The organism is Micromonospora sp. NPDC000668 (assembly GCF_042897975.1).
Classification (GTDB): domain Bacteria; phylum Actinomycetota; class Actinomycetes; order Mycobacteriales; family Micromonosporaceae; genus Micromonospora.
Genome location: NZ_JBIAYP010000002.1, coordinates 359,570 through 373,671, shown reverse-complemented (window position 1 = coordinate 373,671; position 14,102 = coordinate 359,570). Strand labels below are relative to the sequence as shown.

12 protein-coding genes are annotated in these 14,102 nt (G+C 72.9%); 7 read left to right on the top strand and 5 right to left on the bottom strand.

Annotated features, from left to right (window positions below; all coding sequences use genetic code 11):
• Positions 1 to 23 precede the first annotated feature (23 nt).
• A complete protein-coding gene (locus ACFY29_RS11140; RefSeq protein WP_386985196.1) occupies positions 24 to 2,087 on the bottom strand; it encodes a serine/threonine-protein kinase in 2,064 nt (687 codons plus the stop codon).
• Between the two features lie 206 nt (positions 2,088 to 2,293).
• Between ACFY29_RS11140 and ACFY29_RS11135 the strand changes: the two genes are divergently transcribed.
• The gene (locus ACFY29_RS11135; RefSeq protein ID WP_386985195.1) at positions 2,294 to 3,877 is read left to right on the top strand and encodes a methylmalonyl-CoA mutase; all 1,584 of its coding nucleotides are present in this window, start codon (positions 2,294 to 2,296) and stop codon (positions 3,875 to 3,877) included.
• 543 nt (positions 3,878 to 4,420) lie between these two features.
• Positions 4,421 to 5,680 carry an amidohydrolase gene (locus ACFY29_RS11130; protein WP_355602435.1) on the top strand — a complete coding sequence of 420 codons (1,260 nt, stop codon included), beginning with the start codon at positions 4,421 to 4,423 and terminating at the stop codon, positions 5,678 to 5,680.
• On the opposite strand, the gene ACFY29_RS11125 is transcribed toward ACFY29_RS11130, so the two are convergent.
• Positions 5,637 to 6,620, bottom strand: coding sequence for a DUF4349 domain-containing protein (locus ACFY29_RS11125; RefSeq protein WP_386986647.1), 984 nt, complete (start codon positions 6,618 to 6,620; stop codon positions 5,637 to 5,639). The two genes, ACFY29_RS11130 and ACFY29_RS11125, sit on opposite strands and share 44 nt — an antisense overlap.
• Positions 6,621 to 6,713: 93 nt before the next feature.
• Here ACFY29_RS11125 and ACFY29_RS11120 point away from each other — a divergent pair, with 93 nt between their 5' ends.
• The 4 genes from ACFY29_RS11120 to ACFY29_RS11105 all read left to right on the top strand — a co-directional run bounded on the left by ACFY29_RS11120 (position 6,714) and on the right by ACFY29_RS11105 (position 10,204).
• Entirely contained in the window at positions 6,714 to 7,343 is a 630-nt protein-coding gene (locus ACFY29_RS11120) for an MBL fold metallo-hydrolase (RefSeq protein ID WP_328423439.1), read from the top strand.
• 4 nt (positions 7,344 to 7,347) lie between these two features.
• Complete coding sequence (locus ACFY29_RS11115; protein ID WP_386985193.1) at positions 7,348 to 8,325, top strand: hypothetical protein; 978 nt, start codon at positions 7,348 to 7,350, stop codon at positions 8,323 to 8,325.
• A 104-nt stretch (positions 8,326 to 8,429) separates the two neighbouring features.
• On the top strand, positions 8,430 to 9,185 hold the full coding sequence (locus ACFY29_RS11110) for a hypothetical protein (protein ID WP_328423441.1): 756 nt from the start codon (positions 8,430 to 8,432) through the stop codon (positions 9,183 to 9,185).
• A 59-nt stretch (positions 9,186 to 9,244) separates the two neighbouring features.
• Positions 9,245 to 10,204 (top strand): GNAT family N-acetyltransferase, encoded by a 960-nt coding sequence (locus ACFY29_RS11105; RefSeq protein WP_386985191.1) that lies wholly within the window; start codon positions 9,245 to 9,247, stop codon positions 10,202 to 10,204.
• A gap of 72 nt (positions 10,205 to 10,276) precedes the next feature.
• Here the strand turns inward: ACFY29_RS11105 and ACFY29_RS11100 are convergent, their stop codons facing one another.
• Complete coding sequence (locus tag ACFY29_RS11100; protein WP_328423443.1) at positions 10,277 to 10,732, bottom strand: gamma-glutamylcyclotransferase; 456 nt, start codon at positions 10,730 to 10,732, stop codon at positions 10,277 to 10,279.
• Positions 10,733 to 10,838: 106 nt separating this feature from the next.
• Here ACFY29_RS11100 and ACFY29_RS11095 point away from each other — a divergent pair, with 106 nt between their 5' ends.
• Positions 10,839 to 12,242 (top strand): NAD(P)H-quinone dehydrogenase, encoded by a 1,404-nt coding sequence (locus ACFY29_RS11095; RefSeq protein ID WP_328423445.1) that lies wholly within the window; start codon positions 10,839 to 10,841, stop codon positions 12,240 to 12,242.
• Here ACFY29_RS11095 and ACFY29_RS11090 read toward each other — a convergent pair.
• Complete coding sequence (locus tag ACFY29_RS11090; RefSeq protein WP_386985189.1) at positions 12,220 to 12,858, bottom strand: DUF998 domain-containing protein; 639 nt, start codon at positions 12,856 to 12,858, stop codon at positions 12,220 to 12,222. The genes ACFY29_RS11095 and ACFY29_RS11090 overlap by 23 nt on opposite strands.
• Before the next feature lie 105 nt (positions 12,859 to 12,963).
• The gene (locus ACFY29_RS11085; RefSeq protein ID WP_386985188.1) at positions 12,964 to 13,584 is read right to left on the bottom strand and encodes a DedA family protein; all 621 of its coding nucleotides are present in this window, start codon (positions 13,582 to 13,584) and stop codon (positions 12,964 to 12,966) included.
• Positions 13,585 to 14,102 lie beyond the last annotated feature (518 nt).

Sequence of the window (14,102 nt, the reverse complement as noted above, 5' to 3'; positions counted from 1 at the left end):
CACCGCTGTCGGTTCCCTCCGGCTCAGCCGTCGCCGGTGAGCTGGAACGTCCGGACCATCTCGTCGAAGATCGGCTTGCTCTCGCCGTACCGGGCGTCGCTGGAGGACAGGTAGAACGAGTAGGCCTTGCCGTCGTTGACCACCGCGTGCCACACCCCGTGGCGCATGTCGCCACCCTCGCCGCAGGTGTACTCGAATTCGACGCCGGGGCTGCCCGCCGACTCCCGCTCGCTGATGGCGACCTGCTCGTACGGCTTCTTGCAGGACGTGCTCTTGGTGCGGAGGAAGTTCTGTGCGCTCTCCGCCCAGCGGGTGGGCGTCCCGGTCCACTTCTCGGTGAGGATCCGGATCTTGCGACCGTCGTCCTCCGGGTCGATGTAGTCGGTGTAGCTGCCGCCGGTGGACTTCTTCCAGCCCTTCGGCACCAGCACCTGGACGCCCCGGGCGGAGTGCTCCTGCATCTCCACCCCCGGATCAGCCGGGGCGGACGCGGTGGGCTGGGCCTGGGGGGTGACCGGCGGGGGTTCGTCGCCGCCGCTGGACAGCGCCACGATGCCGAGCAGCAGCACCACGACCAGCCCACCGGCCGCGACCAACTGCACCTTGCGCGGCCAGCCCTTCACGGTGCTGACCAGTTGACCACCGGTGGCACGGACCTTGCCGAGTGCGCCGCCGCCCGTCGGGGCAGGCGGCGTGGCCCAGGGCTGCCCGGTGCCGGGCACCGACCACTGGTTTCCACCGCCGTAGGTGCCGCCGATGCGCTGGGTGGCCTCCGGCGCGCCGCCGTAGGCGACCTGCTGGGTGGCGTCGGACCGGGTGCCGTAACTGACCCGCTGGGTGGCGTCCGGGTGCCCGCCGGCGTCCACCCGCTGGGTGGCGTCCGCGTTGCCGCCGTAGGTGCGCCCGGTAGCGGATCGGCCGGGAACCGGCATGCCGCCGGTGGGCGTGTGCAGCGGGCCGGCCAGCGCGTCGGCGCTGGTTTCGTCGAGCCCGGTGGCGCCGGCCGCGCCGGCCGGCTGCGGGCGTTCGCCCCGGCGCAGCGCGGCCAGCCGGTCGGTCAACGACTCGCCCGCGGCCAGCATCGCCCGGCCGCCGATCTGGCTGTCCGGCTTCGGCTCCGGCTGGGCCGGCAGGGCGAGGGGCGCCGGTCGCTGCTGCACCGGCACCACGGCGTACGGGTCGGTGACCGAGTGCACGGCGGTGGCGGTGCTGCCCAGCGGGCCGGCGAGCAGCTCGCGCAGCATGGACCGGGAGGTGTGCACGTCCAGCCGGCGGGCCGGGTCCTTCTCCAACAGGCCCATCAGCACCCGGGTCAGCGGACCGCTGCGCTGCGGCGGGGCGGGCGGGTCCTCGACGACGGCGTGCATGGTCTCGATCGGGTCGCCCTTGTCGAACGGGGGCCGCCCCTCGACCGCCGTGTAGAGCGTCACACCCAGCGAGAAGAGGTCGCTCGGCGGCCCGAACTCCTGGCCCATGGCCCGCTCAGGCGAGATGAAGTGCGGCGAGCCGAGCACCATGCCGGGGGTGGTGAGCTGCACGTCGGTGGGCATCCGGGCGACCCCGAAGTCGGTCAGCACGCAGCGCCCGTCGGTGCAGATCAGCACGTTGGCCGGTTTGACGTCGCGGTGCAGCACGCCGATCGCGTGTGCGACCTCCAACGCGCCGAGCAGCGCGATGCCGATCTTGGCAACCGCGCGCTGCGCGACCGGCCCGTCCTCGATCACCATGTCGGCGAGGCTGCGGGCGTCCAGCAGCTCCATGACGATCCACGGCCGGCCGGCCTCGGTGACCACGTCGTACACCTGGACCACCGCGGGGTGCTGGATGGCAGCCGCGGCGCGGGCCTCGCGCAGGGTGCGTTCGTACATGGCGTCGCGGTCGCTGGGGGCCAGCCCCGGGGGCAGGACGACCTCCTTCACCGCCACGTCCCGGCGCAGCAGGGTGTCTGTGGCGCGCCACACCGTACCCATGCCGCCGTTGCCCACCGAGGACCGCAGCGAGTACCGGCCACCGATGGTGGTGCCGGGCGCCGCTCGTCCGTTGGCGGAACTAACCGGTCCGCCGCTCCACGTCGGGATCTGAGTCACAGAAAAGCCACCGGGGGAAATCGAGGGGGGCTGGGACACAACCCCCCTATCTTGCTGGTTCCGACGCCCGATGCGAAAGCCGACGCGACGGACGTTTATCCAACTCGACAGAACGTGGCCAACCGTTCACCTCCTGTTGAGCTGTCGGGACGCACTGTGCGGTATCCCTCACCCGACGGCGCGCCCACGGGTCCTACCATCCGGGGATGAGCGAACGGCGGTCAAGCGAGTCCGGTTTCCCGATCAAGGACGTCTACTCGGCGGCCGACCTTCCGGAGGACCTGGACACCCGCCTGGGCGGCCCGGGCGAGTTCCCGTACACCCGGGGGGTCTACCCCACGATGTACACCTCCCGTCCGTGGACCATGCGCCAGTACGCCGGCTTCGGCACCGCCACCGAGTCCAACGCGCGGTACCACCAGCTGTTGCGGGCCGGCACGATGGGCCTCTCGGTCGCCTTCGACCTGCCCACCCAGATGGGCTACGACTCGGACGAGCCGATCGCGCACGGCGAGGTCGGCAAGGTGGGCGTCGCCATCGACTCCATCGACGACATGCGGCTGCTCTTCGCCGACATCCCGCTGGACAAGGTCTCCACCTCGATGACCATCAACGCGCCCGGCTCGGTGCTGCTGCTGCTCTACCAGCTCGTCGCCGAGGAGAACGGCGTCCCCGGCTCGGCGCTCAACGGCACCATCCAGAACGACATCCTCAAGGAGTACATCGCCCGGGGGACGTACATCTTCCCGCCGAAGCCGTCGCTGCGCCTGGTGGCCGACACGTTCGCGTACTGCCGCAAGGAGGTGCCGAAGTGGAACACCATCTCCATCTCCGGCTACCACATGGCGGAGGCCGGAGCGACGCCCGCGCAGGAGATCGCGTTCACCCTCGCCAACGGCGTGGAATACGTCCGGGCCGCGCTGGCGGCGGGGCTGGCCGTGGACGACTTCGCCCCCCGGCTGTCGTTCTTCTTCGTGGCCCGCACCACGCTGCTAGAGGAGGTGGCGAAGTTCCGCGCCGCCCGGCGGATCTGGGCCCGGCTGATGCGCGACGACTTCGGCGCCAAGGATCCGAAGTCCATGATGTTGCGCTTCCACACCCAGACCGCGGGCGTGCAGCTCACCGCCCAGCAGCCGGAGGTGAACCTGGTCCGGGTCGCGGTGCAGGGTCTGGGCGCGGTGCTCGGCGGCACCCAGTCGCTGCACACCAACAGCTTCGACGAGGCGATCGCGCTGCCCACCGAGAAGGCCGCCCGGCTCGCGCTGCGTACCCAGCAGGTGCTGGCGTACGAGACGGACCTGACCGCCACCGTCGACCCGTTCGCCGGCTCGTACGTGGTGGAGGCGATGACCGCCGAGATCGAGGCCGCCGCCGTCGAGCTGATGGAGCGGGTGGCCGACCACGGCTCGGCGGTCGACGCGATCGAGGCCGGGTTCCAGAAGCGGGAGATCGAGCAGTCCGCGTACCGGATCGCCCAGGAGATCGACTCGGGCGAGCGGGTGGTGGTGGGGCTCAACCGGTTCGCGGTGGACGAGGAGGAGCCGTACGAGCCGTTGCGGGTCGACCCGACGATCGAGGCGGCTCAGGCCGAGCGGCTGGCCCGGCTGCGCGCCGAACGGGACCCCGACGCGGTGGCGCGGGCCCTCGCCGGGCTCCGGGCCGCTGCCGACGGGACGGAGAACGTGCTGTACCCGATGAAGGAGGCGCTGCGGGCCCGGGCCACGGTCGGTGAGGTCTGCGGGACGCTGCGCGAGGCGTGGGGGCTGTACCGGCCCACCGACCGGTTCTGATCGGACGATCGGCTGTTTTGCCAGGTCAAGGCGGGTTTGCTGGGCGTCGGCGGAGCTACAGTCGGAATCGGATCCCCCGGCTGGGCCGGGGGCGGCGTGGCCCCCGACGGCGTCCAGGGTGTGTCCACCAGGTTTAGGGGTAACCCGACCGCGTGAACGCGGACGCACACGGTGTGCGGTCACGGCGGACGGGTGCGTGTGAGCGTCTTTATCCGGCTCGTTGCGGAGCGTGGTCGGCTAATTGTCGGAGTGTCCGTTCATCAGCCGGACTAATGCGACAATTCGCAACGGGGGCCCACGAGTGGCTCCGGGATTCGTGACCGCCGAGATCGGTTACGCGTTGTAGGAGGTGAGGGGCGGATGACGGCGTTCGACCGTGATCTACCTGCTGTCCCACACATCTCCGAGCGCCCTCAGCAGGGCATACGTGACGCTGCGCGGTCTGATCATTACCGTAACGAGGTTGCGCAGCGTCACCGCCGGAGGTCTAGGCTGTCTGCTGTCCCCGATGATCCATCCATCTCTAGTGATCGAGAATTCGACGTGACGAGTGCGTTGACGCTGCCCACGGGCAGCCAGCTGGCGTCGTCCTGGCCGGAGACGCCGCCCGGGTCCATCCCTCTGCCCCGCGATCTGGACCACCTTCTCGCGCTCCGCGTACCAGGGCTGATCGCTACGCGCCGTCACCTCCACTCGCACCCAGAGCTTTCCGGTACCGAGTTCGAGACGGCCGCCCTGATCGCCCGGGAGCTCTCACTGGCCGGGCTGCACCCACGGCTGCTGCCCAAGGGCAACGGCGTGATCTGCGACGTCGACGGCCGCCCGGACGGCCCGGTCATCGCGCTGCGCGCCGACATCGACGCCCTTCCGCTGCACGATCCCAAGGACGTGCCGTACCGGTCCACCGTGGAGGGCGTCTGCCACGCCTGCGGCCACGACGTGCACACCTCGATCCTGCTCGGCGTCGGCATGCTGCTGGCCCAGCTCGCCGACCTCGGTGAGCTGGACGGCCGGGTCCGGCTCATCTTCCAGCCCGCCGAGGAGATCCTGCCCTGCGGCTCGCTCGAGGTCATCGAGGCCGGCGGCCTGGACGACGTGGTGCAGATCTTCGCGCTGCACTGCGACCCGAACCTGCCGGTGGGCCAGGTCGGCCTGCGGGTCGGCCCGATCACCGCGGCCGCCGACAACGTCACCGTCCGGCTCTCCGGCCCGGGCGGGCACACCGCCCGTCCGCACCTGACGGTCGATCTGGTCGACGCGCTCGGCCGGCTGATCACCGAGGTGCCCGCCCTGGTCAGCCGCCGGGTGCCGGCCAACAGCGGGCTGCTGCTGGTCTTCGGCCACGCCTCGGCCGGCACCCGCTACAACGTCATTCCCTCCGAGGCGTGCGCCTCGGGCACGCTGCGGGTGATGGACCGCGACACCTGGGAGCAGGCTCCCAAGATCGTGGCTCAGGTGGTCCGCGACGTGATCGCTCCGACCGGCGCCACGGTCGACCTGGAGTACCTGCGGGGCCGGCCGCCGGTGAGCAACGACTCCCGGGCCATCCAGGTGCTGACGGCAGCCACCGCCGCCGCGCTCGGCCCGCAAGGGATCGCCGAGACGCCGCAGAGCATGGGCGGCGAGGACTTCTCCTGGTATCTGGAGTACGTCCCCGGCGCCCTCGCCCGCCTCGGCGTGGGCCGTTCCGGCCCCAACGTCGACCTGCACCGCGCGTCCTTCGACGTGGACGAGCGGGCCATCCCGGCCGGCGTACGCGTCATGGTGCAGACCGCGCTGCGGGCACTGGCGGCGGCGCGCTGACCGGTGCCACCAGGGCCGGATCCTTCCGCCGCCGGCGCAGCACCAGCAGCAGCACCGCCAGCGGTACGCCGAGCGCCACCAGCCAGGGCAGCAGCGCGCCCAGCACGGTGAGCAGGACGGTCAGCGAGGCGACGAACGCCTTCCAGCCGCCCTTCAGCCCGACCAGGAAGCCGGTTTCGGTCTTCTCTTCGGTGGTCTTCGCCGCCGGGCCGGCCAGTGACACGGTGATCGTGGAGAGGGCGGTCAGGTCGGCCAACCGCCGCTTCTTGGCCTCCAGGGAGGCCAGGTCTGCCTCCCGGCGACCAAGCTCGTTCTCCAGCGACACCAGGTCGGTGATCGAGGTGGCGCGGGCGAGCAGCCGGCGGGCGCTGTCCACCCGAGCCCGCTGACTGATGATCCGCGCGTCCAGGTCGACCGTCTCCTCGGTGACGTCCTGGGTGCTGATCTCCCGGCTCTGCTGCCGGCCGAGCTTGGCGATCTCGTCCACCACGCCGGAAAACTTCGGCGCCGGCACCCGCAACTGCAACTCCGCCACCGCGTCGGCCTCGGCGCTGTGTCGCTGGTCGCCACCGATGAAGCCACCGGCCCGGGTGACCACGGCAGTGACCTCGCGGGCGGCCGCGTCCACATCGTTCACCTGGACCCGCATCGCTCCGGTGTAGATGATCGCCCGCTGGTCGATCCGCAGGTCCGGTGCGCCGGCCCCGGCCGCCCCGGGCCCGCCAGCCCCGGCCGCCTCCGGTGCGCCCGCGGCGCTGTCCTTGTCCGCGCCGCCGTTCGCGGCCGGCGCGTCGGCCGCCGAGCCGGCCGTGTCCCGTGCCCCGCTGTCGCCGGCACCGCACCCCGTCAACACCAGTGCCGCCGCCAGTGCCGTTACCGCCAGCAGTGTGCCGTGGCGTCGTCCCGCCCGTTCGTCCATCCCCGCTCCTTCTGTCGTCAGCCGGTGTGGCGATACCTCGGACGCGGCGCGCTCGTCGGCTGGTTCCGGCAGACTGCGCTGAGGACGTCACGATTCGATAATCGAGGAGTCACGATGCGGCTCACCAAGTACGCCCACTCCTGCCTCCGGGTGGAACACGACGGGGGAGTGCTCGTCGTCGACCCCGGGGTGTTCAGCGATCCCGCAGCGCTGGAAGGTGCGGACGCGGTGCTGGTCACCCATGAACATGCCGACCACCTCGATGTGGCGGCGGTGTGTCTCCAGCTCGACCGGGGACCGCTCACGATCCACGGGCCCGCCTCGCTCGCCGGCACCCTCGGCGACGCGGCCGAGGCGTTGCACCCGGTCGCGGCCGGCGAGTCGTTCACCGCCGCCGGCATCGCCATCCGCGCGTACGGCGGGCGGCACGCGGTGATCCACCCGGACATCCCGGTGGTGGACAACCTCGGTTTCCTGATCAACGACGTGGTCTACCACCCCGGGGACGCCCTGGTGGTGCCGGACGAAACCCCGGTCGACACGCTCTTCGCGCCGATCCACGCCCCCTGGTCGAAGTTCTCCGAGGTGGTCGACTTCATCCGGGCGGTCGCCCCGCGGCGTGCGTACGCGCTGCATGACGGGCTGCTCAACGCAAACGGGCTGGGCGTGCTCGACCGGCAGTACGCCGCGCTGTCCGGCACCGAGTACCAGCGTCTGGAGCCCGGTAGCCGGGTGGACGTCTGAGGCCATGCCCGGCCCCTCCCCGGAGCTGGTGGAGCAGCTCTACCGCACCCCACCGGAGCGGTTCGTGGCCGCCCGGGACGCCGCCGTGTCCGAGGCCCGCCGCGCCGGCGACCCGACCACCGCCCGGCAGTTGGCCCGACTGCGCCGCCCCACGGTGGCCGCCTGGCTGGTCAACCTGCTCGCCATCCACCGCCCCGAGCTGGTCGCCGACCTCGTCCAGCTCGCCGACGCGCTGCGTGCCGCCCAGCGGGAGTTGCGCGGGCCTCGGCTCCGGGAGCTGTCCGCGCAGCGTCGGGCGGTGGTGGCCGCCCTGGTCGCCGAGGTCCGCAAGCTCGCCGCGGCGGAGCCGGACGCCCCGCCGGCCAGCAAGCTGCCGCTGGCCGAGGTGGAGGCGACCCTGAACGCGGCGCTCTCCGACACCGAGGTCGCCGAGCAGGTCCGGGCCGGACGCCTGATCCGAGCGGCCAGCTACGCCGGCTTCGGCGAGGTGCCCCGCCCGCAGTTGCGGCTGGTCACCGGCGACGACGAGGGGCCGGCCGTGGAACGCCCGGTCCGCCGCCCCGGTGCCCAGCGGGCCCGCCCCGAGGAGGCTGCCCCCCGTACCGACCGGGCCGCGGAGCGGGCCGAGCGGGCGGCGCAGCGGGCGGCCCGCGCCGAGCGGGACCGGCAGCGCCGGGCACTGGACCGGGAACTGGCCAGGGCCCGCACCGACCAGGAGCGTGCCGAAGCCGAGTTGACCGAGGCGACCGACCATGAGCGCGACGGCGCCGCCGTACTCGATCGGATCGAGACCGAGCTGGCCGAGTTGGAGCGGCGGCGGGCGGTCGCGGAGCAGGATCTCAGCCGGGCCAAGCTGGCCCGGCGCGCGGCCGAGCGGGCGGTCACCGTGGCCCGGCGGCGCGCGGGCGAGGTCGAGGCGGCGGTCGAGGCGCTGGCGGCCGAAGAGGGGACTGCGGACTCCGGCGGTGGCCCGGCAGACTGACCATCGATGGACGACGACGAGCGGGCGGGCCGTCGCGGGCTGGCAGTCCCGGGTCGGGAATCCTCCGTGGCTGGTGGGCCGGTGCGCCCGGGGGTGGCGTTCGGATGACGCCGGAGCAGGTCGCCGCCGCCAGCAAGCCGGTCGTGCTCGACCTGGGCGACGGGTTCAGCCGGTGCCCGACCACGCTGCGCCGGGCTCGGCTGCTCGGCATCTCCGGCTGGGCCTTCTACATCAGCGGCAGGGCCGGCGCGCTCGGCGACGTACGGGCCGAGACGGCCGCCGCCGCCCTCGGCTTCATCGCCCCGGACGCGGTCGCGGACGGTTGGGACGCCGCGGCCCGGGTCCTCCGGCCGGCCGAGGTGGCCGCCGCGAGCCTCGCCGAGTGTTGTCGGTGGGGGACGCAGCACCTGGGCGCGCTGCCCGGCACCGAGCGCCTGGCCGGGCTGGTAGAGCGCGCGGTGACGGCGGCGGACGCCAGTGGCATGCCGCTCTTCGCCGCCTGGCGGGCCATGCCGCTGCCGGATCTCTCCGCCGGCGCACGGAGCGCCGCGGGGCTGCGACTGCTCCGCGAACACTTCACCGGCGCCTACCTGCTGGCGGTGCGCGCCGCCGGAATGACCCCGCTGGAGGCCGTGCTGGCCGGGCCCGAGGGGGAGGCCGGCGCGGTGGCCTGTGGCTGGCCGCCGCCGTACCCGCCGGTCGGGCCGCTGGTGCGTCGGCGGCTCTGGGCGGAGGCGGTGACCAACCGGCTGGCCGCGCCGGCGTTCGCGGTGCTCGGCGCCGCCGACGGCGCCGAGCTGGTGGAGCTGTTGCACCGGACCCGGGCCGACCTCGCCCCCACGCTGCCCCTCGGCCGGTGACGACGGGCTGTCCAAAAATGGGCGGCGCCGGCGGCGGTCGGCTGTCAGGATCACCTGCCGTGACCCTTCCCGCTGGCTGGACCACGCGCCGGCCCACCCTCGACGACGTTCCGGCGATCCTCGCGGTGGTGCACGCCGCCGACACCTTCGCCATCGGCCATCCCGACTTCGACGCCGAGGACGTCGCGGAGTCGCTGGGCGCCCCCTTCTTCGACCCCGCGCGGGACTCCTGGCTGGCGGTGGACCCGGACGACGCCGTGGTCGCCTGGGCGACCCTGGACAACCCGACCGGGGTCGGCCGGGAGTTCGTGGAGGTCTACGTCGACCCGGAGCGGGCGGCCGCGGTGCGGGCTCCGCTGCTGGCCCGGCAACTGGACCGGGTCGCCGAGCGGGCGGCCGAGCGGGGGCTGCCCGCGCTCACCGTCCGGTGCGCGGTCTTCGAGCCGGAACGCGACTGGGAACGGGACCTGCGCACGGCCGGGTTCACCCTGGCCAAGCGGTACGTCCGGATGAGCCGCCCGCTGGCCGACCTGCCCGCCGAGCCGTCCCCGCCGCCCGGCGTGACGGTCCGCCCGGTCCGCCCGGACGACGAGGCCGACCTGCGGGAGTTCCACCGGATCCACGACATCGCCTTCGGCGACACCCCGGACCACGAGCCGCTGTCGTACGAGCGGTGGCGGGCCCGGATCGGTGACGTGACCGCCTGGGACGAGTGGTTCGTCGCCGAGGTGGACGGGGTACCAGCCGGTGCGTTGCAGTCCTCGGACCAGGCGCTCGACCAGCAGGAGGGCTTCGTGCGGAGCCTGTCGGTGCTGCCCGCGTACCGCCGGCGGGGGGTGGGCGCCGCGCTGCTGCGCCGTGCTTTCGCCCGCTACGCCGAGAAGGGCCGGCAGTCGGCCGGCCTCGGGGTGGACCTCACCAACCCGACCGCGCCGCTGTCGCTCTACCGGTCGGTGGGCCTGCGGCAGACGCGGTGGACCGACATGTTCGAGGTGCTCGTCCCGGCGGCCGGTGTGTGATTGACGACCCCGCCCGGGGCCGACGAACGGTCCGGCCGGCGTCGGGAGCAGACTGAGGGCGTGCGATACGCCCTACGCCGACGCGGTGCCGGTGGGGCGGGACCGCAGCTCGGTGACGTAGTCGTCCGGCGCGCCCGCCTTCTCGGCGGCGTTCGCGATCTCCGAGAGATACCACGACGTCGGCAGGCCGCCCTCGTATCCGTCGAAGACGTAGATCCACGCGGTCACGTCGCCGTCGAGGGTGGAGACCCGGACGTGCAGCTTGCGGTACGTGCCGGCGGCCACCCCCTCAAGCTCGTCGAGCTGGGCCGCGTCGTACGGGTGGATGTCGTAGATCGCCACGAAGACGCGGTCGCCGGGGGACTCGACCAGGGTGCTCACCGCGCCCTCCCAGCCGATCACGTCCGCCCCGGCGAAGGTCAGCCGCCACCCCTCCAGCCAGCCGGTGCCCACCATCGGCGAATGCGGGCAGTAGGCGCGCATCCGGGCGGGGTCGAGATTTGAGCCGTAGGCGGCGTGATGACGCACGGCGATGACGATAGCCCTGCCGACGGGTGGGGGAGAATACGACTGTGCGTGTCGGGTGCGCTCGGGAGAAGAAAGTCACTGTGAGCATCGACGAAGGGCGAACGTTGTGAGCCGGATCGTGATCATCGGCGGGGGGCCGGCCGGGTACGAGGCGGCGCTGGTCGCCGCCCAGCTGGATGCCGATGTCACCGTGGTGGAGGCGGACGGCGCGGGCGGGGCCTGCGTGCTCTCCGACTGCGTACCGTCGAAGACCTTCATCGCCAGCTCGGGGGTGGTCACCGGTTACCGGGACACCGAGGAGTTCGGGGTGCACTCGGACGGCCTGGAGGCGGTCACCGTCGACGCGCGGGCGGTGCACGAGCGGGTCAAGCGACTCGCGCTGGCGCAGTCCGCCGACATCCACGCCAAGCTGCTCAAGGCGGGTGTCACCTTCGTGGCCGGCACCGCCCGGCTGGGCGAGGACGCTCTCGGGCACACCCACCGGGTCATCGTCACCCCGGCCGGCGGCGGCGAGGAGTACTCGATCGCCGCGTCCACCGTGCTGGTGGCCACCGGCTCGACGCCACGCCAACTGCCCACCGCCGTACCGGACGGCGAGCGCATCCTGACCTGGCGTCAGGTGTACGACCTGCCGGAGTTGCCCGCGCACCTGATCGTGGTCGGCTCCGGCGTGACCGGCGCCGAGTTCGCCAGCGCGTACCTGGCGATGGGGGTCGAGGTCACCCTGGTCTCCAGCCGGGACCGGGTGATGCCGCACGAGGACGCCGACGCTGCCGCGGCCATCGAGCGGGTGTTCCGCAACCGGGGCATGAACATCCTCAACAACTCCCGGGCCGACGCGGTCCGGCGTACCGCGGACGGCGTCGAGGTGGAGCTCTCGGACGGCCGCAAGGTCTTCGGCTCCCACGCGCTGATCGCGGTCGGTTCGATCCCGAACACCGCCGACCTGGGCCTCGCCGAGTACGGCGTGCAGCTGGGCCGGGGTGGCTACGTCACGGTCGACCGGGTGTCCCGCACCAACGTGCCCGGCATCTACGCCGCCGGTGACTGCACCGGCGTGCTGCTGCTGGCCAGCGTCGCCGCCATGCAGGGCCGGATCGCGATGTGGCACGCGCTCGGCGAGGCGGTCCGCCCGCTGCGGCTGCGCACCGTCGCGGCGAACGTCTTCACCGACCCGGAGCTGGCCACGGTGGGCGTCTCCCAGGACGAGGTGGACTCCGGCAAGGTGCCGGCCCGGCAGGTGATGTTGCCGCTGTCCGGCAACGCCCGGGCCAAGATGGACGATCTTTCCGACGGCTTCGTGAAGCTGTTCTGCCGGCCGGCCAGCGGTCAGGTGGTCGGCGGTGTGGTGGTCGCCCCTAAGGCCAGCGAGCTGATCCTGCCGATCACCATGGCGGTGGAGAACAACCTCACCGTCAACGAGCTGGCACAGACCATCACCATCTACCCGTCGCTGTCCGGCTCGATCACCGAGGCGGCCCGCCAGCTCATGCTCCACGAGCTGGAGTGACCCGCCACCGAGCGACCGGCGTCCGGGCCAGGGTCACCGCGACGGTGCCGAGCACTGCCACCTCGGTGAGGATGAGCAGGCGCTCGGCCAGGCCGATGAGCAGGCGCTCACCGGGGTAGGCGGACCAGATCATCGCCGCCGCGAGGGCCAGGCTGAGCAGGACGAGGGCGCGCAGCGTCCGGGCGGCGGGTGCCAGGTCGGGCCGGCGGGCCATCAGCCAGCCGGCGGCCGGCAGCGCCAGGAAGGCGACCACCGAGGCGTACCGGTGCAGGTACGCGGCGGTGGTCATGGCGGTGCCCGGCTCGTTCGTCGGCACCACCGCGGCCAGCAGCAGCCCGGCCACCCACGAGCCGAGCAGCAGCTCGGTCGGTCGATCGGAGACCGGCTCGGGCGGGCCCGTGCGGCGCAGCCCGTACAGCAGCGCCACGGTGGCGAGCGCGAGTACCACCATCGCGATGTCGATGACGCCGCCCCGGTCGGAGACCGCGAAGTCGCTGATGGTCAGCGCCCACGGGTTGAGGTCGTCGTTGACTTCGAGGTGACCGATCACGGTGAGCAGCGCCGCCAGCGCGATTCCGCCGAGGGCGAGCAGGCCGGTGCTCCGGGTTCCAGGCATGCCTCAGCCTGTCGCCGCAGAGACCCGAGCCGGATCCGGGATGGCCACCGAAATCGCCCCGGGGGACCACCCCTAGAAGTACCCGGACAGCGACCGGTGCGACCCTCAGTCGATGGGGATGTCGGCTGCGGCGGCGGCGCGGGCGTGCCGGGCGCTGACCAGGGTCATCGCCCAGCCGGCCGCGGCGAAGCCGGCCGCCGCGGCGGTGGCGATGATGGCCAGCCGCCACGCCGACTCGGTCAGCGCGGTGCCGCCCAGGTGCCCGACCAGTGCGCCGTAGGTGGCCCAGCCCAGTGCGGCGACCGCCTCGTAGAGCACGAACAGCCGGTACGGGTAGCGGCTGCGGCCGGCCGAGAAGCAGGCCGCCATCCGACCGCCGGGCACAAACCGGCACAGCAGGATGACCACCGGCCCAGGCTGGCGCAGCCCCTGGGTGACCCGGCTGGCCATCCGGCGGGCACGGCTCGGCTCGGTGTGCCGGGGCGCCCGCCGGTTCGGTGCACTCCGACCGAGCAGGTAGCAGGCCAGGTCGCCAGCGAACACACCGAGCGCGCCGACGGCGATGGTGACCGGCAGGTTGAGCCCGCCGTAGACGGTGAGCGCGCCGCTGGTGATCATGATGATCTGGGTGGGGATCACCGGGACGAAGGCGTCCGCGATCAGCAGGCTAAGCAGCACGAGGTACGCCCACGTCGGCGATGCGACGTCAGTCAGTAGTTCGGGCACGCCTGCCACCTCGCCGGATGCGGCCGATTGAGTGTCCTGAGCCTGACGGCGTGTCCGGCGTCACCGTGGACAGCCCCGTCCCGTCGTGACCGTCGACACTGCCGGGCCACCCCTGTACAACGAGGCGAACGGTCCTCGGGTGACGGCTCGACGACCGTCCCACCGGGCCCGCGTGGGGTCGGCGGATCGGCGTCCGTCGGCGTACCGTTGTGCGCGCGGCCCCGTCCGTCGGGTCCCCCGTTCCTGACGATTCGGGCCGCCCAGGGCCGCCGGCGGGTCCCGCGCCGGCGGCCCGCCCCTTCCTTCGGCACCACAAATCCGGGTGCGTCCGCGTCCGCCCGGCGGGTACCGTCGCCGCATGCGCAGCGCGGTAGTGGTGACCACGACGCCGGGTGTCCCCGGCGTGCCGCTCTGACGTAACCACCGTCGACCAGGCCCCGGGGCGATCCGCCCCCGAGGGCCGCGCGGCGTTCGGAGTCCAGGTCGCCTCCGGGTCGTACCCGATCCAGGAGCGCGAC

Coding starts and splice junctions, on each gene's coding strand:
- ACFY29_RS11120 (WP_328423439.1), top strand. CDS start 6,714: ATGCGGCTCACCAAGTACGCCCACTCCTGCCTCCGGGTGGAACACGAC.
- ACFY29_RS11115 (WP_386985193.1), top strand. CDS start 7,348: ATGCCCGGCCCCTCCCCGGAGCTGGTGGAGCAGCTCTACCGCACCCCA.
- ACFY29_RS11090 (WP_386985189.1), bottom strand. CDS start 12,858: ATGCCTGGAACCCGGAGCACCGGCCTGCTCGCCCTCGGCGGAATCGCG.
- ACFY29_RS11135 (WP_386985195.1), top strand. CDS start 2,294: ATGAGCGAACGGCGGTCAAGCGAGTCCGGTTTCCCGATCAAGGACGTC.
- ACFY29_RS11110 (WP_328423441.1), top strand. CDS start 8,430: ATGACGCCGGAGCAGGTCGCCGCCGCCAGCAAGCCGGTCGTGCTCGAC.